The following is a 21,185-nucleotide window of genomic DNA, read 5'->3' as shown; positions in this document are numbered from 1 at the left end:
TAAAAATTCGTTATTTGAACCAATTTTTCTTTTTGTACATCAGAGTAAACCTAAAGCTTTTCATGGGGATGTAAAAAGGTAAATAAGCCAAGGTTTATACCTTGGCTGCCGTTAGTTCAGATTTTGATTGTTCGATTTCAGACTCGGTTTGCCACTTACCGTTGTAAAGGTATTCACGCTCAGGAAGCGGGGCATTTGACGCTCTTAAATCAAATACCTCTTCGGTTTGATATTCTCTACTACAAACTGGAATACTAAAGAGCCTTGATTCTGGCTTTGCTTCAAACAGCTTTTTATGATCATCGACCTCTTTACAATCCAGTTTGTAGACCTCTGACAGTTGTGTGACCATGGATTTTAAATCCGCTTCAGTTTTAAAGAAAACGTAACAATCGAATCGATCTTGTGAGCGAAAGACAATCTTTTGAGCAGTATCTTGGTATTCGCACCTGTCATACTTAAAATAGAATTGGAGTACTTTTCTTTTCTTATTGTAATCAGCAAAAAGCCAATCTTCTCGCTCTCCAACTCTCACTTCTGTTGGTTCATCAGGCTGGCGTTTTAACATACCAAATGAAAGCAAAATGAAGGCACCTGCTCCCGCTAATGCCATTGGACCAACCAGTGCTACCATAACCAAACACACCACTGTACCTATCCAGCCAACGGCTTGCGTAGCGGTATTTACCCACTTAGGCATATTGCGACGCTTTCTCATCACAAAGCCTTTGCTAGAAAAAATATAGTCATAGCGATAATCGAGGCCAAACAATAGGTAGCTGAGTCCGTACCCCATTATTAGCACACTAACAGCAACATACCCCATCATAGGGTCTTGGCCTAAGGTATACCAAAATAAGAAAAGAACCACTGACATGATGGCAATTGGAACTAAGCTGTCAAATATATATGAAAAACGATTCGCTTCCTCGATATCATATTTACGCCATGTTGTTAAATTGTCTCCTGAGAGGATCTCTTGCTCTTGCGCCTCTTGATAAACCGCCAACTCTTCTGGGGTGATATAAAATGGTGAATATGCCAAGGGTTACTCCTGAAAACCTAATGTACCAACAACGGGTGTGAGTGATTTTTTAATGATGTTTTGTTTGGTATTGTCTGAAATCACGCTATGAGTTGCACTCTGTTTTACGCTATTTTGGAACCAATACTCACGCTTTGATGGGGCATCATCTTCCACATCATACGCTACTTGCATGGCAAGGTATTGATCGGTTTCTTTAATCGGTAATGTTACCTTATACACAAGAAACTCTTTGCTAGCTTGGCTCTGTGTTTGTAGCGTGACTAAATCTGCGTTTTGATACCAAGAGCCGGACGTCAAATCACCCTCTGTTGCCTTGGTGTTGGTACTCACTGTAACACCATTTGTTGCAGCACGACGTGGCAGCTGAATATGCACTTCCAAACCAACTAACTCTCGATGCGTATAGCCGGGATAAGCCTGTATTTTTTCAATAGGCTGATGGTATACCGTTGGCTGCTGAATAATAGATTGTAAGTCAAACAGTGCTTGCTGCACCAATGCTGAATTGTGCTTCTCTCTTTCGGGCAAGCTTGCAGATTGGCTCCACTGAGTACGACTCGGGTGATAACCCCAAGGCAGTTTATCTAACCATTTTTGGAAATCATCTTGTTTCAGTTTGTTGAGTTTATAATTGATGGCTAGGTATGCTAACGTGAGAACAGTTAAAACTGCGGTAACAGGTCCACCAAAGGTTAAGTTTAGTGTTAATTTCCCTGTGAATCCTCCGTACGCTTGGATTATACCGACTATCGACATACCGGTTAATGCAGCAGTATTTGCTACATGCAGATATTTTTCTTGACCATAAGCTTCATCAGCACTCTGCCAAGAACGATATGCCTCAATACCCGCAGCCAACGCTCCTAAAGCCCCTGTAATCGCGAGCCATTTATTGAAGACCTTTAAGTCATCAAGGATCAAGTTTTCAAAGCCATTGGCATTTCGAACGACTAACTTTTTAAGAGTTTTCAGTGAGTGCTTTCTTAGTTTCTCATTCCCTTTAACATTATCCCATAATTTACCCGTCCGAATACCCGTCCAAGCACCGGCCGTGTAAAACAGCTTTTGTTGAATATCCAGGAAATCATCTTGGGTCATGAGCCCAGTTTTTTGAATACTGTTCATTGCATCAGCAAATGCGAGGCAGTTAAAAATCAGAGCTAAGAAGCCCAAACCGCCTACATCTTCAAACCGTTTCTTGAGGTTGTTTAATCGGTTATCCCATATGTCTTTACGCATTCGAATTGTTGCCTCAAGTACGTCATCTGGAAGTTCTATGTACTGAGGGTATTCCAACGTCGCAACGGCCAAGCTTTTTTGAAGGTGCCGCTGTTGCTGGAGAGCCTTCTTATACTGCGTGTTTGATATAGTTTTATCACCCTTGTTGAAGGCTGCTAACACTTCTTTGTTTTGGTTCGATGCGATGAGTTTTTTATCATGATTGGATTTCCAAGAACCAAAACTTTGTGCGTAGCCTTTGTTGATATTGATTGGAGTGTTTATCGACAAACGTTCTACAACGGCAGCTCTTAGGTAAAAACTTGTTCGGGTGAGCGGTTTTGACAATAGAGATATCATTAAGATAGACGCTTGGGCTGTTAGGCTAACGCCAAACTCTATTACCCCCTTGAGTAAAGCGCTGTTAGTCACTTTGAATATGCTATCTAGCCCATCGAATCCTTTTGCTATATCTCTTAGAAATTCGGTTTCTGCAGTATTTGGGTTAGAAATAAAGTCCATTACTTTTGCATACATACCCACACGGTTACTTGCTGTCGAAACGTAGTCCATAAACTGTTTGTCTGAGCTTTCAGTGTCTGGAACAATTTTGGCGACGTCTACTTCACCTACCTGATTTGAAACTTGTTCAGGAATTAATTTCTCCACTTGTTTAAAGAGACTACGACTAAACCCGGAAGTGTAGAGTGCAAGTAAACTGGTTGGTTTTTCCCATTGGCTTTCAGCCCACTGTCGGTCTTCTTCTTGCATCACCAGAGTAAATGACTCAACGGCTTGCTTGTGCAGTTGATACAAGCTGTACTGCGTGTCTTCGCTGTATAGGTCGAAGGTTCTCTCAAGATGATGAGGTGTCAAAGATTCCATTACAGCAATAAAGTCGCGTTTGACCGAAACCACTTGGGCTAGCATGGTTTCTTTTTGTTCTGACAGCTCTTGCATCTCGCTCAGCATTTGCTTCCAGTTGAGCTGCTGACGCCAGCGTTCAGTCGCTATCCATTGTTCGTATTTACCAAAACGGCTCGCAGAAATTCGATATTTGTCCTGTATCGCTTTAGCAATGTCACTTTGGGTATGTTGGTGTGATTCAATCGCTCCAGCGGAAAATTTAGCAGGATAGCCGGACTGAACTGAGCTTTTGTTCTGCTCTGCCAAATTAAGTTGGTGAGAGGAGTCATAATAGTCAGCCATGTCGGTATAAAACGACAGCTCTTCGCCGTTACGCTTAACGCTAGCTGGCATGTCTATCTCGTCACTTGATCCAAACATACACAGTTGCATGGCAGTCTGCATCAAGTTCCACTGGTTTGAAAACTGGTCAGTGAAAAGGCGGTAAGGGCTTGCGGCACCAACAAAATGCAGTGACATATCTTGAATGTCTGCGGCGTAATCTTTTATCGCGACGAAGTAGCCTGATTCTTCTTCTGGAATCGCAGAGGTTAAATCGCTTTCGACTGCGACAGGTTTAAAGACAGAACCATCTTCATCTGCTTTGGTGGCGATGCCAGAATCCGCAAAGCGACCATCATCGACGGCAGAAGATTCAATATCAGCGACTTGGGTTAACTTATCTATTGGTGCAATGTTGTGCTGATTCTCGTTTGAGGACAGAACAATGGTTTGCATGCGATCGATATGATTACTCGGATTGTTAAGTACGCGCATGAACGTGTGCCATGTCCACCGGTGCTCAGAGAAGCAAATCGATAGTACGCTTCCGTTGACGTAAGTAAGGAAGGGCTTTGCATCTTGTGGTGTCCCACGCTGCTCTGATTTTGGGCTTTCTGATTCTCCCAACTTATAGAGCGTGAATTGCGTTCCTTTGATTTCGTATTCGTCTAAGCTTTTGTTGATTGCATCATAGACATACAGCCAACCGTCGCGCAGTTGACGCAGGGTGTAACCAACGGTATTGAGTTTGGCTGGGCCTTGGCCTTTCCATTCTTCAGGCAAACCAAAAGGTTGTGTCTCTTCTGTTTCTAGCTGATCGATGGCATAGCGGACTGGGATAAAGTGCGCAGGTGATGCTTCCGTTGCTTCTTTCTCAGTTTTTAAATTGAGAGGCTCTCGTTCAGACGGCGGTGGCGGATCGATTTTTTTTGTTTCTCCCTCCCAAAACATACTGCGCTCTGGGGGTGAGCCAGCAAGATCATCAGATTCCGTGGTTGGAACGATATTCAGCGATTTCAGTGTACCATCGCTTTCAAATGCCTGAACGGCCTCCTCATAGGTATAGCTGTTGTCATACCAGAACATAGAAGTTTTTGGGGGAAGTGGATTATTCATCGTTAGCCCATGTTTAAGAGTTTTATTCTATTACGCAAATATCGCACCAAAATAAAGCAATTAAAAATCAATGAGTTAGATTTTTATGGTTTTGCTTCAATCAAATAATTGTTTGTTTTTCCAATAAGTTGGTTGGTGTTTACCATTTTTTGTATTGATTGAATCAAAGTTTGAGTTGTGAGTGATGCCTCAATGAGCCGACAAAACAAAAGGGCTCCAGAGTTAACTCTGGAGCCCTTTCTAGTATTTAAGCTCTAAATAATTAGCGACGCTTTGGTTTACGTTGACCAGCTGGTTTGCCTTGTCCTTGCGGGCGACCTTGGCCTTGCGGCTTGCTACCTGCCGGGCGGTTTGCACCGTTGCCGCTAGGACGTTGGCCGTTGCTTGCAGGGCGTTGACCACCTGTAGCTTTGCCCGAACCGTTACGGTTGCCAGATGGTTTACCATCTTTTGAACCGCCTTCAGAGCGTTTGTTCAAATGACCACCGAAGCCTGGTTGGTTTTTGGTATGTTTGGTTGCAAAGCGGTTTGCCCCGTGACGACCAGATTTACGACGTTGCGCAGGTGTTTGTGCTTCAATGTCTTCTGCAGGAACGAGACAGCCTTGTTTGTCACCAATCAAATGTTTTTTACCCATACTGACTAGGGCTTCACGGATCATTGGCCAGTTTGCTGGATCGTGGTAACGCAACAGCGCTTTATGCAGGCGACGTTGACGTTCACCTTTTGCTACAGGTACATCTTCACGTTTTTTGTACTTCACGCGTTTCAGAGGGTTTGTCTCTGAGTAGTACATCGACGTTGCGTTACACATTGGCGAAGGGTAGAAGTTTTGTACTTGGTCACATTCGAAGTTGTTCTTTTTCAGCCACAGAGCAAGGTTCAGCATGTCTTCGTCTTCTGTGCCTGGGTGCGCAGAGATAAAATAAGGGATTAAGTACTGCTTCTTGCCTGCTTCTGCACTGTATTTCTCGAACATCTCTTTAAAGCGATCGTACGTACCCATGCCTGGCTTCATCATTAGATCAAGAGGACCTTTCTCTGTATGTTCCGGTGCAATCTTCAAGTAACCGCCCACGTGGTGAGTCACGAGCTCTTTCACATATTCTGGTGATTCAATCGCAAGGTCGTAACGTACGCCAGATGCAACCATCACTTTCTTCACGCCTTCAACTTTACGCGCTTCGCGGTATAAATCGATCGTGTGTTTGTGGTCTGTGTTTAGCTTGTTACAGATGCCCGGGAATACACAAGAAGGACGACGACAGTTCGCTTCCGCTTTTGGATCTTTACAGCCCAGGCGGTACATGTTTGCGGTCGGGCCACCAAGATCGGAAATTGTGCCAGTAAAGCCCGGAACTTTGTCGCGAATTTCTTCAATCTCGTTGATGATAGATTCTTTCGAGCGGTTTTGAATGATTCGACCTTCATGCTCGGTAATCGAACAGAAAGAACAGCCACCAAAGCAACCACGCATGATGTTCACAGACGTCTTGATCATGTCGTACGCAGGAATTTTTGCTTTGCCGTACATAGGATGAGGAACACGCGCGTAAGGCAGGCCAAACACAAAGTCCATCTCTTCGGTCGTCAATGGAATTGGAGCTTGGTTTACCCAAAGTTCACGATCACCATGGCTTTGAAGTAACGCTCGACCAGAGTACGGGTTCGTTTCTAGATGCAATACACGGCTTGCATGCGCATAAAGAATACGATCGTTTCTTAGCTTTTCAAACGAAGGTAAACGGACCGCAGTCGTCGCAGCATCGTGGCGTGATGGGCGAATCGTGATTGGTTGTGCAACTGGCTCGTCTTTTTTAGTTTCACACTGAGTTTCTACTTCGTATGGGTTCTTTGGTACGAACGCTTCTTTACGAGGTTTTTCAATACGAGAAGAATCAATAACCGTGTAGCCTTCTGGCGCGACTGGCAAGTTCACGGCAGTACCACGAATATTGGTCATGGTGCTGATGTCTTCGCCGTTTGCGATGCGATGTGCTACTTCGACAAGTGCGCGTTCTGCGTTACCAAAAAGTAGGATTTCTGCTTTTGCATCAAATAGTACCGAACGGCGAACTTTATCTGACCAGTAATCGTAGTGCGCAACACGGCGTAGGCTGGCTTCGATACCACCTAAAACAATAGGTACTTCTTTGTAAGCTTCACGACAACGCTGAGAGTAAACCAAAGTCGCGCGGTCTGGGCGTTTGCCACCTTCGTTATTTGGTGTGTACGCGTCATCGTGACGAAGTTTTTTATCCGCAGTGTAACGGTTGATCATGGAGTCCATGTTACCCGCAGTGATCCCGAAGAACAGATTTGGCTTACCAAGTTGCATGAACTCATCTTTATTTTGCCATTCTGGTTGAGCAATGATACCGACACGGAAACCTTGTGCTTCTAGCAGGCGGCCAATGATAGCCATACCAAAGCTTGGGTGATCCACATAAGCGTCACCGGTTACAATGATAATGTCACAGCTATCCCATCCTAGGGCATCCATTTCTTTGCGACTGGTCGGCAAGAAAGGTGCCGTACCAAAACACTCTGCCCAGTATTTTTTGTACTCATGAATAGGAGTGATGTTATTGGTCATATTTTGCTCTCTGTTCCAGGGAGCGCGAATTATAGCGATTTGATTATCAGGTATCTATAACAAACTCATCTATTCCAGCTTAGTTCATCGAGTTTTATTTGGTTTGTAAAAATATCAATGCTCTATCGGCGATTTTCTGTCTAATTTCACCTTGAAAGCCTCATGGTTATAGATCGGTTCATGAAAAATGTCGCAATCTTAATACAAAGTATAAGCAATGGTGTGCTTATATGGGGTAAAGCCTATAATCAAATTAGTGCATATTAAATGCAAAAGGCTGAGCTGCTCTGGAAATAGTTCTAAGTCGATAGGCTTATCGTTGACACAATCCATCTATAAAGAGGATCGGCAGGTCCCAACTGGAATGTCGCGAATTGACTGTGAATTTTGAGCCTTGGGCTAATTACAAAAAAAGGGGCTAGGGTATGAGTGAATCTACGACAACAGTGCATCCAAAAATGCAAACGACTTCCAGTCTAACTCCTGTTATAGAGTGGTCTTACGATATTGATACTCGCGAGTTCGAATGTGATCAGCAAGGAATGGCAAAGGCATTTGGGATAAGTACGCCAGTAACCAGCCTAAATAACTTGTTTGATCATATGCTGATGGGGCAACAAGAAACGCTAAAACAACGAATTCTAGAAGTGGAACTCTTTGGCGGACGGGGGCGGTTTTCTTGTTGCATGATGCTAAAAAACGTTAACTTAGTGCACGTTACTATTAGTTTTGAAAGGCTCAATAAGCGCATTATCCAAGGCACTATCATTCCACAATTAACAATCACTGGTTGCGAGGAGTTAGCGAAAATCCTCGAAACGATTTTTGATTTGCCAAATGTAGGCGTTTTAGTTGCCGATGAAGATACGCGCATCTTAGGTTGTAACCGTGCCTTTGAGTTACAAATGGGCTATCAAAACCGAGATCTGGTTGGGCTTAAAACTCATATATTCAGTACCTCTCACCATAGCCAAGCGTTTTATGATCAGCTGTGGCAGCAAATTAATGATGAAGGATGTTGGTGTGGTAACTTGCTGAGCAAAACAGCAAACGGTAGCAACCAAGCTCATCATCTTTGTATTTACCGACTTACGTTTCACTCTGGACGAATTCTTTATCTCGGATTTTCTACGGATATTTCTGCTTCGTTGTTGTGGATGAAAAATCGTTGTGAACAACAGCATGATTGGGCTGCCTTTTTACCGACGAGGAAAGAATTTGAACTCCAATTAGCTACCTTAGCGAATGAAAGCAGAAATAAAGAACTCAACATTGTTATGACACTAAGACCCAAGTTTTCGGAGAGATACTTGCTTGAACAGCAATTAGGTTTTGCAGATTTTATTATGCGAAGTCGCTACACCAGTATTGCGGGGCAGTTATCTCGGGATGTGTTTGTCGTATGCTTGCAGACCCCTCATTGTCAATGGTTGAGCCCGGTTCGTTTGATCCAAATTGCCATGAAAGGGTTCTTTAATGAGCTTAGAAATGAAATGGGCACAAAAATGCATGCCACTATCGTTAAAGGCCAAACTGGTGTGTCAATCCTTGGCTATGATACGAACCGACCAAGACAAGCGCTAGCACATGCAGCACAAGCAATGTTGTCCTCTATTTCCGGTGAAGGCAGCTATTTCAACTTTTACGACAGTGAACTTCACTCTGAATTAGTGAAGCGCCAACATCTCGAGGCGTTTTTGGAGGCGCAAATAGAGAGTGGGCTAGTGGACGTTTACTTTCAACCGATTATCGACGTTCAAACCGGAAGAGTGGTTAAGTTCGAGGCTCTCGCACGCTTCTATGATGAAAATGATGCGTATTGTACGCAGAAGATGATCGCTATTATTGAAGATCTAGAACTCATAGCGGCACTTGATGATGTGGTCTGCCAAGCTGCGTTGAAGCACTTTCCGCGCTTACAAGAAATTTATGGCGAGGAAGTGGGCGTGACCATCAATCGCTCCCTCAATACGAAATTGGATTCTCTTCAGATCCTTCAGCGGTCGCATGATTTGATTAAAGCCAGTGGTGTAGACCCTAAGCGAGTAACTATCGAGCTAACAGAAACCGCGTATTTTGAACAAGATGAGGAGCACACTCGAGCTCTAGAGGAAGTGCGGAAAGAGGGCATTGAGATCGCGATTGATGACTTCGGTACTGGGTATTCTTCTTTTTCTTATCTAGAAAAAGGGCAGTTTGATTTACTGAAAATAGACCGAAAATTCATCAAGAACATTCATAAAGGGAGCACCAGCTATAACATTGTGAAAATGGTCACCGAGCTTGCACAGCAAATGAATGTAAAAGTGGTTGCTGAAGGCGTGGAATCTAAGCAAGAACTTCAAGTATTGGCAGAAATCGGTGTCGATTACATGCAGGGCTTTCTATTTTCTGCTGCCGTGCCTGTCGATTTGATGGATAAAGCGGACAGTTATGAGCATCTGTTCTCTGACATCGCGATTGAGTCTAAGCAAAGTGATGTGTTGCAATCTGTGAGCCATGAACAAGTCAGGTCTATGGACCCTGGAGAACCGCTCTCCTTGGCAGTGGAGTACATGAATTTGAATCCAAGCTTGCCTTTAGTTGTTCTCAATGAAAATCGTTGTGTTGGGTTAATTACGAAAGAGACGGTGAATTTACACCTAACGCCCTCGATGGGCACAGAGCGAGAAACTGAACGAGAAAGCCGAATTTGGAAACGTCCTGTTAATCAGATAATGAGCACCGAATTTGTGTTGGTTGATGAGGATTTACCTGTCTCTGTTATTCGAGAGTTGGTTAAAACCGGGATTCGTTTCCCTTGGGTACTGTGTAATACCAAAGAAGAGTACCGTGGAGTTTTAACGCAGGAAGACGCGTTGAAGTATCTTGCTTCTCTGTGAATAAAATTGTCTTACCGTTTTAGCTCATTTGGGGGCCGACTTTCGGTGGTTTGGCGATAGTTGATTTGATATTATCGCCCCCCAAAATGACTTTTGAGCGTGCATTCAACATGATTCAACAATTGCTGGTTACTTTCCCTCCGATGCTATTTGGCGCACAAGCGCTACTGACTTTGCTTCTAATCAAGGGCGATATTTGTCCTGGTCAGCGAGGACGTCTTCATAAAATGTTGCCTGCAGTAGCTGTATTGTGGCTCGCTGTTGCGTCACTTCGCATTGAAGCATTTATGATCGTGTTTGCTATTTTCTACTTCTATTCTCAGGTTCAAACCAAGAAAACGCGTGAAAAAGGGCCACTATGGGCGATGCATTTAGCGAATGGTTTGGCCTTTGCGTATGTGAGTATTCAAGTATTTGAGCAATCAAGCTGGCCAGCATCGATAGCGATGGCGCTAATGATATTTTTCCTTGGGGCGTCATTTTCTCAATTGCTGCTTACGATAGCTCGCAGCAGATTACAGGCATTTCACCGTATTTTACCAGTTACGGGCATTGTGTCTGGAATGCTATTAGTCATCGCAACGTTGTTTGCTTCTTACCAGTTAAATGAAGCCACACTAAACGCTGCGACACAGCCGATCTTGCTGTCTTTAGCTATGCTAATTTCTTCAATTATTGTGTGGTGTTGGCATATTTTTACGCATAAGAAACCAGAAAAGGTGCAACTGAGCGTTGCCTTGTTTCTAGCACTCGCGTCGATGACGAGCCTGCAAGGTTTATTCTCTCTCGCGGCTTAACCTCTATTCTAAAGACAAAGCTAGACAGCTTATATCCAAGTGCTTTCTTGGTGCTTGGGTATAAGGTGATCTCGTTTTAGAGCGCACTCACTTTAAATTCGCGTGATTACTACTACGCTTGTTTATATACCTTGTCGAAGAGGAGAGTCGCGATGGATTTAAGCAATGTAGGTAATCTGGACAGCACTATTTTGCTAGGTATCGTCAACGAAAAGCTACGTTTAGAGTGCGACAGTTTTGACGAGTTAGTATCAGTGTATGAGATGGATGTAGAGTCTGTAGTCGGCAAGCTTGATATGCTCGGTTATCAGTACGATCCATTGACTAACCAATTTAAAGCATATCAACGCTAAGCCTTTCATAACCCAAATCTTTTAAGCCACCTTGATTCCGTCAAGGTGGCTTTTACATTGTAGCCTCGCGGTTGCGAAAAAAGCTTGTAAGTAACGCTTTTCTTTCTCTGAGTGACGCGTTGCAGCAAACAAGCGACGCCATAAGCCTTGGCCGAAAGGTTTACTGGTAATAAGACCTTGGCGAGAAAATTCAGAAATCGCCCAATTGGGTAGTGCCGCCACCCCTAATCCAGCAGAGACCATCTGAACTAACATGAGAGTGTTGTCGGCTTGCTTCCATTTCGCAGGTTCTATTCCTGCTGGCTGAAGAAAGTGTTTTACGACGTCTAGCCTTTGTTTTTGAACCGGATAAGAGAGCATGGTTTGATCTGCGAGATCTTGCGGCTCAATAATTTCTTTTTCCGCCAATGGGTGGTTGGTTGCGGTAATTAAACGCATTTCAAAGTCGAATAGAGGCTCGTAGTGGACTTCGGATCGAGGTTGGATATCGGAAGTAATAACGAGATCGAGTTCGCCTGCCAATAGAGCTGGGAGTGGTTCAAAGCCAAAACCAGAGGAAAAGTCCAATGTTACGCTAGGCCAAGCAAGTTGGTACTCCCTAAGTGCAGGCATTAGCCATTGGAAGCAAGAGTGACATTCAATGGCCATATGTAATCGGCCATTGACGTCCTCTTTCAAGCTCGCTAAATCATTTTCTGCTCTTGCGAGTTTCGGAAGGATATCTTCTGCAAGACGCAATAGGATTTCTCCCTCTGAAGTGAACTTCACCGGACGAGTCTTTCTCAGGAACAGTTGCCCTCCAATTCGCGCCTCCAAATCTTTGATCTGATGAGACAGTGCCGACTGAGTGAGATGTAAAGCGGTCGCTGTCGCCGTTAGAGAGCCAGTGTCTCGAAGCGAAGTGAGTGTCCGCAAATGTTTTAGCTCTATCATGAATTCCTTTCATCCTTTGTTGCTCGCTATGAACAGAATAGCAATCGTGTAAATAACTTAACGACAAAAAATGGATATGTAAACGTCTAGACGTCTATTTGTTGTTTTTATTTGCGAATCATGTCGCTTCATGATGAATTTTTTTAATAAACAAGTTGAATAAATGGACGTTGTTCTAATATCAGATGAGAGCGATAGTTTAGCCATCCAGACATCTTATTCTTTACCGAAAGATGCTCTGAACCAAACAAATTGAACAAAATTGAGAAAGGAATAGGGACATGGCGACAACGACTCACATACTAGGTTATCCACGCATTGGTGAAAAAAGAGAATTAAAATTCGCTCAGGAGAAATACTGGCGAGGAGAAATTGATCAAGCTGAGCTTAAAAAGGTTGGGGCAGATCTACGCGCCAAAAACTGGCAAACGCAAACGGATTCAGGTTTGAGTTTTGCCACCGCTGGCGACTTCGCTTGGTACGATCATGTACAGACGACCACGTTGCTATTGGGTCATGTGCCAAAGCGTCACGCTGATGGTTTCCCTAACCTGGATACGTTGTTTAAAGTGGGTCGCGGTCAATCTCAGGCGGGTTGCAGCTGTGCGGGCGCTGCGGCATCGGATATGACCAAATGGTTCAACACAAACTACCATTACATCGTCCCTGAATTCAGTAAGGACGATACGTTTGAAGTGAGCTGGCCGCAACTGTTTGAAGAAGTCAACGAAGCGCTTCAAGCTGGCCACCAAGTGAAGCCTGTTTTGCTTGGCCCAGTCAGTTACCTTTACTTGGGCAAAGAGGTCGAAGAAGGGTTTGACCGCTTAACCCTGCTACCACGCTTACTTACCGCTTACCAAGCTATTTTGGCAAAGCTAGCAAGTCAAGGTGTTGAGTGGGTTCAGATTGATGAGCCAATTTTGTCACTGGAGCTAGAAAGCAAATGGGCTGATTCGTTTAAGCTAGCCTACCAAGTTATTCGAAGCGATGTAAAAGTGCTGCTAACGACGTACTTTGACTCCGTAAGCGATACGCTAGACAAAATTGTAGAGCTACCGGTGGATGGTTTGCATATCGATTTATCTGCCGTCCCTCAGCAGCTTGACGATGTGGTTGCCAAGTTACCGGAGGGGTGGGTGCTTTCTGCTGGCGTTGTGAATGGTCGTAACGTGTGGCGTTCGGATTTAAGTGCCCAACTCGAGCGTCTACAGCCAGTCAAAGAGAAACTGGGCGACAAACTTTGGGTTGCCAGTTCATGTTCTCTGCTACATAGCCCTGTTGATTTAGCACTGGAAACAGAACTAAGCGAAGAAGTAAAAAGTTGGTTTGCCTTTGCAAAACAAAAAGTGGCAGAAGTCGCCTTGCTTGGCCGAGCGCTCGATGGTGACCAAAATGCGATTCTCGCTTGTGATACCTATAGCCAGCCAATCAAAGCGCGCAAGACAGCAACACATGTGAATAAGCCTCAAGTACAAGCGCGTATAAACAACATTACCTCGTCACTTGCCGAGCGCAGCGCACCTTATGCAGAGCGTGCCGCGCATCAAGCTGAAGTATTGGGCTTGCCTTTGTTGCCAACAACGACAATCGGCTCTTTTCCTCAAACGGGTGAAATCCGGGTGCAGCGCAGCGCTTATCGTACAGGTCAATTATCTGAGTCTGAATATATCCAAGCACTTAAAGGACATATTGCTGACGCAGTAAAACGTCAAGAGGCGCTCGACCTAGACGTGCTTGTTCACGGCGAAGCAGAGCGTAACGACATGGTGGAATACTTCGCTGAGAACTTGGCGGGTTTTCAAACGACCAAATTTGGTTGGGTACAGAGTTATGGTTCTCGCTGTGTGAAACCTGCCATTGTAGTTGCTGACATTGAACGTGAAAAACCGATCACAGTTGAATGGTCGACGTACGCACAATCGCTAACCAGCAAACAGATGAAAGGCATGTTGACTGGACCAGTAACGATTTTATGTTGGACGTTCCCACGTGAAGACATCACACGTCAAGAAATTGCGCAGCAACTTGCTTTGGCACTGCGTGATGAGGTGTCTGACCTGCAAGATGCAGGCATCAATATCATTCAAATTGACGAGCCAGCCATTCGAGAAGGTTTACCACTCAAAAAACGCGATCACAAAGCGTACTTAGAATGGGCCGTAAATGCCTTTAAGGTCTCTGCGGCAAGTGCAAAACCAGAAACTCAGATTCACACTCATATGTGTTACAGCGAGTTCAATGAAATCATTGATTCGGTTGCGGCACTCGATGCGGACGTCATTACCATTGAAACATCTCGCTCAAATATGGAGCTGCTGAAAGCATTTGAAGAGTTCAATTACCCGAACGAAATTGGCCCTGGTGTTTATGACATTCACTCACCAAACATTCCTACGGAAGAATGGATTGAAGGTTTAATCAAGAAAGCGGCAGAAAAAATTCCGGCTCAACGTTTGTGGGTAAACCCAGATTGTGGTCTGAAAACACGAAACTGGAAGGAGACAGAAGCCGCATTGGCAAATCTGGTTTCAGCGGCGAAGAAGCTCCGTGCTGAGCTGGCGTAACACATCGTTACAGCAAATAAAAACGGAGACTGTGGTCTCCGTTTTTCTATTCTTAATTGTTAACTTTCGTTTTCAGATTATCCAATAATAGCGAATCATCGTCTCATGCCGAAAGCAACAAAAATTACTGTAGCTACTTCACCTGAGTACAAGTCTGTGCGGAAACCAACTCATCTGCCATCAACTGACCGCGAGAATTACGTACCTTAATACGATACATCAAGCCCATATCAATTTGCTTGCGAACTTCTGGGTTGCTGCAGTAGGTATAGATACTGGTATTCAGTACTTGATTTAACGGCTTTGCACCGAGTGCGCCATCGTTATAAATCATCATCATCTCTACAACATTTTTGTTGGATGAGACACGCATTATTTGCAGTGGACCGTACTCTAAAGGGAGGCCCGCAGACAAGACTCCTGCTCGGTTTGATGCCATAAGCTCAAGTTGGCGCTGATTATCATCGGTTGATGAACAGCCAGCCAGAGCACCAAATACCAAGAAAAGACACAGTAATTTTTTCATAAATTAAAACACTTTTTTGAACGGTTTCACGATTACATGATCGTAAACACCAGCCGCTACATAAGGATCGGCTTCTGCCCACGCTTTAGCATCCTCTAGCGAGGCGAATTCAGCGATGACAGTTGAGCCCGTAAATCCAGCTTCTCCAGGATTGTCAGAATCTATCGCAGGCATCGGACCAGCTGTAAGAAGGCGACCTTCGTCTTGTAGCTTTTGTAAGCGATCCAAGTGTTGTGGGCGAACGCTCATGCGTTTTTCCAACGAGTTCTCAACGTCCTGTGAAAAGATGACATACCACATAGCATAGTTCCTTAATTGGTAGGGTAAAGTGTTAATTTAACGCCTTTTTTGTGTCTCTCACAAGTGAACAACAGAAAATGTGAGATCCTTTCTAACTGTTAGCGTTGTAGGTTGACTAATTCTGAACCGGACGTGGTTTACCTTCACTGTCAATGGCTACGTAGTTGAAGGTCGCATCACAAACCATGAAGCGTTCGCCAACACCGTGAGCTTTGACGGGTTTGACCCATACTTCCAAATCGACACTCATGGATGTGCGGCCGATCTTAGTGCATTCGCCGTAGCAGCATACGACATCGCCCACACCAACAGGTTTTTTGAACGTAATGCTTGATACCGAAACGGTGACAACGCGACCACAAGAGATCTCTTTTGCCAGAATCGCGCCCGCTAAGTCGAGCTGAGACATTATCCAACCGCCAAAAATATCGCCATTGGCGTTTGTATCTGCAGGCATTGCAAGGGTACGAAGCAGCATTTGACCTTTCGGAGAGCTAATTTCTTGACTCATTGTGACATCCTAAATCTTAAAGGCGCTCAAACTAAGCGCCAACATAGTAAATACCTAGAACCAAAGGTCCTTAAAAAACCGCAGATACCGGACCAGAGAAAGTTGGTTTACAGCAGCAAGAATGGTCTGAAAACGGTACGTTGTTTGAGCGGTTTACTGATACATGGAGCAAAACAGCGACCCTAAGGTCGCTGTGAAGTCGCGGATTATAGCAAAACTGAGTTTTTAATCATCAGTGGACACATCGGATGAGTTATTTTTTTGTTCTTTTGGCATGTGTTTATAAATGTAAAAGCCAGTCGCAATCATGTAGGCAAATGTCGCGATCAACATTCCAAATACTTTGAAGTTAACCCAAACATCCAACGGCAATTCGTAAGCAATATAAATGTTTAGGCCAGCGAAGAATGAGAAGAAGCCAACCCAAGCCCAGTTAATCTTTGCCCAAACAGCGTCAGGTAACGTAATTTCCTTGCCTAGCATACCTTTGATGGCTGATTTTCCCAATGCGTGGCTCACTGCTAAGCCAATCGCCAGAATCGCGTAAATGATGGTGACTTTCCACTTTATAAAATTGTCGTCGTGGAAGAAAAGGGTCATGCCGCCGAAGATAGTGACGATAACAAATGTTATTAGCTGTATCTTTTCGACTTTCTTATACAGCGCATAGGTGACGACAAGTTGAATGGCTGTTGCTACGATCAGTGCACCTGTCGCCACGTAGATGTCGTACAGCTTGTATAAAGCGAAGAAAACGATGAGTGGTATAAAGTCTAGGATCTGCTTCATGATGGCAAAATCTACCTAATTATTGAATTGAAGACAGTCTAACGGAATCTGACAAGATGTGAATACTGAGGAAGTTAAGGTAAGAATAGTAACGCTTAGTATATCGTACAGCCCGCAAGCTTCTTCCACGTCGAAACAGCAAATGGAAGGAATAAAAATTGCCGCGTGAAGCGGCAATAGAGTTGAGAGTTTTAAACCTTAAGCCACACGTTGATATTGGGAAATAAGCGTTTTTACATCTTCTAAATAGCCTTCCCGCAGTAAGTTATCGACCGTTGCTTCTAGCTCTTCGAGAGACATCGTGAAGCAAGTGGATTTACCAGTCATCAGGGTCAGATATTGATGATACTCTTCTTCTGTATAGTGGCCTAAGCGATCAAGTAACAGTGTTTTGATTCCATGATGAATCAAGCCGTAGTATGTATGTCGATGAAGTAACATGGCGATCTCCTTATCAAGCTCATACGCTACTCATTTGCAGCCTGCTTGACCTTCTGGATAATTCGATTTACTCCAATAATGCACATCTAGTGCCAATTCTATATTTGCAAATTAAAAAGTGCTGGAAGGTGCAAAATTCTCGTTCTGTAACCATCTTTGGATGACGACTTGAAGTGCATTTAACGTGGTGGGCTTTTCGAGCCTGTCATCCATGAGTTTCGAAATTAGCTCCAACTCTCTAGCTCCAGACTCACCAGATAAGGCAATGATTGGAACGGAGGATGTGATTTGCTTAATCCGCTGGCTGGCGTCAAATCCATTCATTACCGGCATTTGGACATCCATAAGAACGAGATCAATCTTGTGAGAGTGGAATAGTTCTACCGCAGAGGCTCCATTATTTGCTTGTAAGCTGTTGACTCCCAATCTTTTTAAATACATCTGTACCAAGGTGCGTTGCACCTCTTTGTCATCTACAATGAGCACTGTTGGTGCATCTTTACATACTTGTACGTGTTGAGCTGAATGATTTTCAGAATGTGATGCAGTTGCTTTCCAGCTATCAAAGTCCGGTGCTCTTAATGTCTCTGGTTTTGGTGCGTTTGGTACGACTGGGAAATACAAGTAGAATTCTGTGAACTCGTTCAATTCAGACTGGCACTCTATTCGTCCTCCGAAGGAGCGCATAACACGTTGGCAATAGCCCAAACCTAAGCCACTGCCTCCGCTTTTTTGATACGAGAAAAAGTCATCAAATATCTTGTGTAAGATACTGCTATCTATACCTGGCCCACTATCTCGGAAGATCAGAATGTTTTCGTAAGCCCCCGTCTGGGTACGAATCTCAATTTGACTGTCGGGATAAGAATCAAAATAGTAGATAGCGTTACGAATCAAATTGAAAATGACAAAGTTAAACAGGGTCTCATTTAATTTCGCGACAAAATCGTGTGCCTGTGGCAGGTTAATTCTCTCTATTATTTGATCGTTTTCAAAACCATAACGGCTTACTGCTTGGTCGATGGCTTTATGTATGGAAGTGAGAGCTAAAGGCTCATGCTCTGGTGAACTGTCGCTAACTTCTCGTAAAATAATATCGATAAGTTGTCGACCGCGTTGTATAGCGGCTTCACCTTTATCAATTTCTCTTTTTAGCGTATCCAGTGAGGCGTTTGACTCTATATGCTGTTTTAAAGCTTCAAATTGTAATTGTACTTGAGCGAGAGGGTTACGCATTTCATGTGCAATGGAGTTAGCCAGCGCACGGCTTTGGCGTACCTTTCTATCGGCTTCAATGGTGCTCTGGATGCGAACTAATAACGTTTGCAGAGCTGAGATTTCTTCATTAGAAAACAGCTTATTATCTATTTTATGTGAAGAAATCAGCAAGTGAGTAACAGACTTTCCACGACCGAAGAGAGGCATAACGAGCGCAGTATTGCTTGAGCGCATACGCTCGTAGAGCTTTCTCATAGACCCTTTAGAAGAGGAGGCATAATCAATTTCTTCAGACAACTCATCAAGCACGAGAACTGACTTGCTTGACGGCAGGTACTCTTCGTAAAACGTTTCTGTGTAATTGCTAGTGACTAGCTGTAGCTTGTTGTTTGGTATGTTAAGTAACGATGCCAACTGACGCATAGCATCATCTATTGAGCGTTTAAACTCTTCCTCTAACCCAAGGATTTGCTGAACGGGAGTGTGTCGTTTCCCATAAATAAAATACGAAGCGAAACGACTGACTCGCTTAAAAAGCAAGTGCCAAGTGATACCGATAAGCGCACATAAAGGTACCGCAACAAGCCATTGGTTATCTTCAGAGATAGGAATAAATATCGCCCCTAGCGGCAGAACAAAAATGGCGCAGACTAAGAGCGCGCTTACCGTTAAGTACGTGAGATATTTAGCGCTGTAGAAGCGAGAGGTAAGTAGGGCATAGCCCACAAACAACATTTCGCTGATTGAAAGTGCTGGTGGTAACCAAGTTAGGGAGAAGTCGCCAAGGAAATACGTCATTCCAAGGTGTATCACTGCCGTAGATAACATGAATACCAAAATGCCAGCGATCATATAGTTGCTTTTTGCTAGCGTGAGCTTGCTGCTGTTAGCGCGCATGGCAATCAAGTTAAGCAGCGTTAGTACCACGAAAGCTAGCAAACTAATGAAAAAATATGAGGTATGTGGGCCAAATTCAATGACGAACTGGCTTGGACCACTAATGGTGACATTTTCGACAGTAAGATTCGGCACTAAGTTGATGTACAGTGAATACGTTGCTAGTGCGACAAAGACGACTTTTTGCCAGACTTTGACCGCTGCTTTTTTTACATCTGCGGTTAACTGGCAAGAAAAATAGAATGCAAACGCAAAGGCGAAAAAAGACGCTAAGTTCGCTAACTTAGCCATAAAAATGCCACCAACAGAGCCTAATTCTGGCAATAAATCGGTATGGAAATAGGCGTTGCTGCTTATCCAAACAATGATACAGCTGGAATAAGCGATGTAAGGCGCGTGATGCGAGCCTAAGATTGATTCACTCTTCTGTTTTAGGCGATAGCAGTAATACAGTAACCAAGCGAATACTATTAGTACAGTCGCGTACAATGCCATTGCTTTTGGGTAAAAGAGACCGTGCAAATGAACATCAAGCATGCTCATTCACCTTTTTATCCATTCTTTTTGTTCGTACGCAATGTTTGTAGTCGCGAAATTGTATGTCTTGAAATGCTTCAACCATCATACCTAAATTCCAGAAACCGCGGTATGTCTTGGTACCGTCACCGTTAATGTCGCGGTATCCTGAGTGAAAGTAGGCACTTAAATCAATAGATTGATAGAAATTTAACATAAACACTTGCTCAATAATGGTAAAGCCGAGCTTATAGCCTGCTTTATAGAGCTCGCTCATCATAGTTTTTTGCGCCAGATACAAAAAATACAGCTTTTGTTGGATGTTGCCTCCCACCGTAAGGCGCAGCACTTCGCAAACCGCTTCAGTGTTCTTTACACGAGATTGAAACTGAGCATCAAACTCAATAAGAGTGTGCTCATGAGTTAGAGCACGACACTCCAAAATACCCAGTTGATTGAGAACACTGTACCCATGATTAGGAAAGCAAAACTGCCATTGTTCGTTACTAAACTGTGGTGAGTAACTGAGCCAGTTATTTCGTTGATGCCAGCTTTGCACTAAAGCGGAGGAGACCATGATTGGTGAAGATGACGATTTGAACAAGAGCGCAAAGTGCTGCCCTTTTTGAGAGAGTGATAAAAGAGGCAAGATTTCAAACCATTGTTCAGTTTGGACGAAAAGCTCAAGATTACTCAGTGTGACCGCTTCGGAAATCGGCATTAACGCTGCATGATTTGGCAGCATTACCTCAAGATCGCAATCTGCGATATCTTCAATTAACACGCTAGTATAGCTGTGGTCGTCAAACGGAAGCGGAGTAGGAATCGCAGCTTCGTTTGAAGGATATTTTTGCTTGATTGCTTCGATCTCGCATTGACACCAGAAAACCATCCAATGCGGGTAACAATCTGCGGCAAGTTGTTCAAGTAAACGAATCTCTTCGGAGAAACCTGTCGGATACTGTTGCACTAAATCTCGATAATCCATTAACTCAAATAGTGCAGAAAGACTTTTTGATGCGTGTTTAGGAAAGAGAGATTTAAGCAGTTTTATTCGATACAGAGCAACCTGTTGAAAAAGAGCATCTCGTTTTTGTTTCGTTAGGGTAAGAATAACTGAGTCAACCAGTGCCTGCTGCTTTGATTCGATCGGCAAATTTGTTTTGGTGAGATATTCCAAAGATTGCTCAAGACTCATGATATAACCTAGCTCTAACGTTTTGTTATATTTTGTAATGGTTTATATCATTTTGAAAAATTTATGCCATCGGTTTCTATTTGTATAGTTACGT

At 43.8% G+C, this 21,185-nt stretch carries 15 protein-coding genes; 4 read left to right on the top strand and 11 right to left on the bottom strand.

Translation table 11 applies throughout. The annotated features are described in order from the left end of the window. Window positions 1–94: 94 nt before the first annotated feature. The 3 genes from R7O13_RS14185 to R7O13_RS14175 form a co-directional block, all read right to left on the bottom strand. A complete protein-coding gene (locus R7O13_RS14185) occupies window positions 95–1,045 on the bottom strand; it encodes a hypothetical protein (RefSeq protein ID WP_318304093.1) in 951 nt (316 codons plus the stop codon). Window positions 1,046–1,048: 3 nt separating this feature from the next. After that, a complete protein-coding gene (locus tag R7O13_RS14180; protein WP_318304092.1) occupies window positions 1,049–4,570 on the bottom strand; it encodes a T6SS effector BTH_I2691 family protein in 3,522 nt (1,173 codons plus the stop codon). A 262-nt stretch (window positions 4,571–4,832) separates the two neighbouring features. Next, on the bottom strand, window positions 4,833–7,166 hold the full coding sequence (locus tag R7O13_RS14175; protein ID WP_318304091.1) for a YgiQ family radical SAM protein: 2,334 nt from the start codon (window positions 7,164–7,166) through the stop codon (window positions 4,833–4,835). A gap of 425 nt (window positions 7,167–7,591) precedes the next feature. Between R7O13_RS14175 and R7O13_RS14170 the strand changes: the two genes are divergently transcribed. The 3 genes from R7O13_RS14170 to R7O13_RS14160 all read left to right on the top strand — a co-directional run bounded on the left by R7O13_RS14170 (window position 7,592) and on the right by R7O13_RS14160 (window position 11,198). Next, window positions 7,592–10,048, top strand: coding sequence for an EAL domain-containing protein (locus R7O13_RS14170; RefSeq protein WP_256913635.1), 2,457 nt, complete (start codon window positions 7,592–7,594; stop codon window positions 10,046–10,048). A gap of 86 nt (window positions 10,049–10,134) precedes the next feature. Then, window positions 10,135–10,845: a hypothetical protein gene (locus R7O13_RS14165; RefSeq protein ID WP_005376761.1), complete on the top strand. Its 711-nt coding sequence runs from the start codon at window positions 10,135–10,137 to the stop codon at window positions 10,843–10,845. A gap of 152 nt (window positions 10,846–10,997) precedes the next feature. Further along, on the top strand, window positions 10,998–11,198 hold the full coding sequence (locus R7O13_RS14160; protein ID WP_005376762.1) for a DUF4250 domain-containing protein: 201 nt from the start codon (window positions 10,998–11,000) through the stop codon (window positions 11,196–11,198). Window positions 11,199–11,219: 21 nt separating this feature from the next. Here the strand turns inward: R7O13_RS14160 and metR are convergent, their stop codons facing one another. Beyond that, on the bottom strand, window positions 11,220–12,131 hold the full coding sequence (gene metR, locus R7O13_RS14155) for an HTH-type transcriptional regulator MetR (RefSeq protein WP_005386724.1): 912 nt from the start codon (window positions 12,129–12,131) through the stop codon (window positions 11,220–11,222). A 281-nt stretch (window positions 12,132–12,412) separates the two neighbouring features. Here metR and metE point away from each other — a divergent pair, with 281 nt between their 5' ends. Continuing rightward, window positions 12,413–14,695 carry a 5-methyltetrahydropteroyltriglutamate--homocysteine S-methyltransferase gene (gene metE / locus R7O13_RS14150; RefSeq protein WP_318304090.1) on the top strand — a complete coding sequence of 761 codons (2,283 nt, stop codon included), beginning with the start codon at window positions 12,413–12,415 and terminating at the stop codon, window positions 14,693–14,695. A gap of 133 nt (window positions 14,696–14,828) precedes the next feature. Here metE and R7O13_RS14145 read toward each other — a convergent pair whose 3' ends face one another. The 7 genes from R7O13_RS14145 to R7O13_RS14115 form a co-directional block, all read right to left on the bottom strand. Further along, window positions 14,829–15,221: a GspS/AspS pilotin family protein gene (locus tag R7O13_RS14145; RefSeq protein WP_005386726.1), complete on the bottom strand. Its 393-nt coding sequence runs from the start codon at window positions 15,219–15,221 to the stop codon at window positions 14,829–14,831. Window positions 15,222–15,224: 3 nt separating this feature from the next. Next, the gene (locus R7O13_RS14140; protein ID WP_005386727.1) at window positions 15,225–15,521 is read right to left on the bottom strand and encodes a YciI family protein; all 297 of its coding nucleotides are present in this window, start codon (window positions 15,519–15,521) and stop codon (window positions 15,225–15,227) included. A 115-nt stretch (window positions 15,522–15,636) separates the two neighbouring features. Further along, window positions 15,637–16,032 carry an acyl-CoA thioester hydrolase YciA gene (yciA, locus tag R7O13_RS14135; RefSeq protein ID WP_005376768.1) on the bottom strand — a complete coding sequence of 132 codons (396 nt, stop codon included), beginning with the start codon at window positions 16,030–16,032 and terminating at the stop codon, window positions 15,637–15,639. 225 nt (window positions 16,033–16,257) lie between these two features. Then, window positions 16,258–16,821 carry a septation protein A gene (locus tag R7O13_RS14130; RefSeq protein WP_005386728.1) on the bottom strand — a complete coding sequence of 188 codons (564 nt, stop codon included), beginning with the start codon at window positions 16,819–16,821 and terminating at the stop codon, window positions 16,258–16,260. Window positions 16,822–17,019: 198 nt separating this feature from the next. Beyond that, a complete protein-coding gene (locus R7O13_RS14125; RefSeq protein WP_017634694.1) occupies window positions 17,020–17,262 on the bottom strand; it encodes a hypothetical protein in 243 nt (80 codons plus the stop codon). Window positions 17,263–17,373: 111 nt separating this feature from the next. Further along, window positions 17,374–19,914 carry a hybrid sensor histidine kinase/response regulator gene (locus R7O13_RS14120; RefSeq protein ID WP_151514976.1) on the bottom strand — a complete coding sequence of 847 codons (2,541 nt, stop codon included), beginning with the start codon at window positions 19,912–19,914 and terminating at the stop codon, window positions 17,374–17,376. Next, window positions 19,907–21,091: an acyl-homoserine-lactone synthase gene (locus tag R7O13_RS14115; RefSeq protein ID WP_225474058.1), complete on the bottom strand. Its 1,185-nt coding sequence runs from the start codon at window positions 21,089–21,091 to the stop codon at window positions 19,907–19,909. The genes R7O13_RS14120 and R7O13_RS14115 overlap by 8 nt, the downstream gene beginning before the upstream one ends. Between the last annotated feature and the right edge of the window lie 94 nt (window positions 21,092–21,185).

This window comes from Vibrio sp. Y176, from assembly GCF_033438945.1.
Note: the sequence above shows the minus strand (reverse complement) of the source record. Positions and strands in the feature narration are given on the sequence as shown.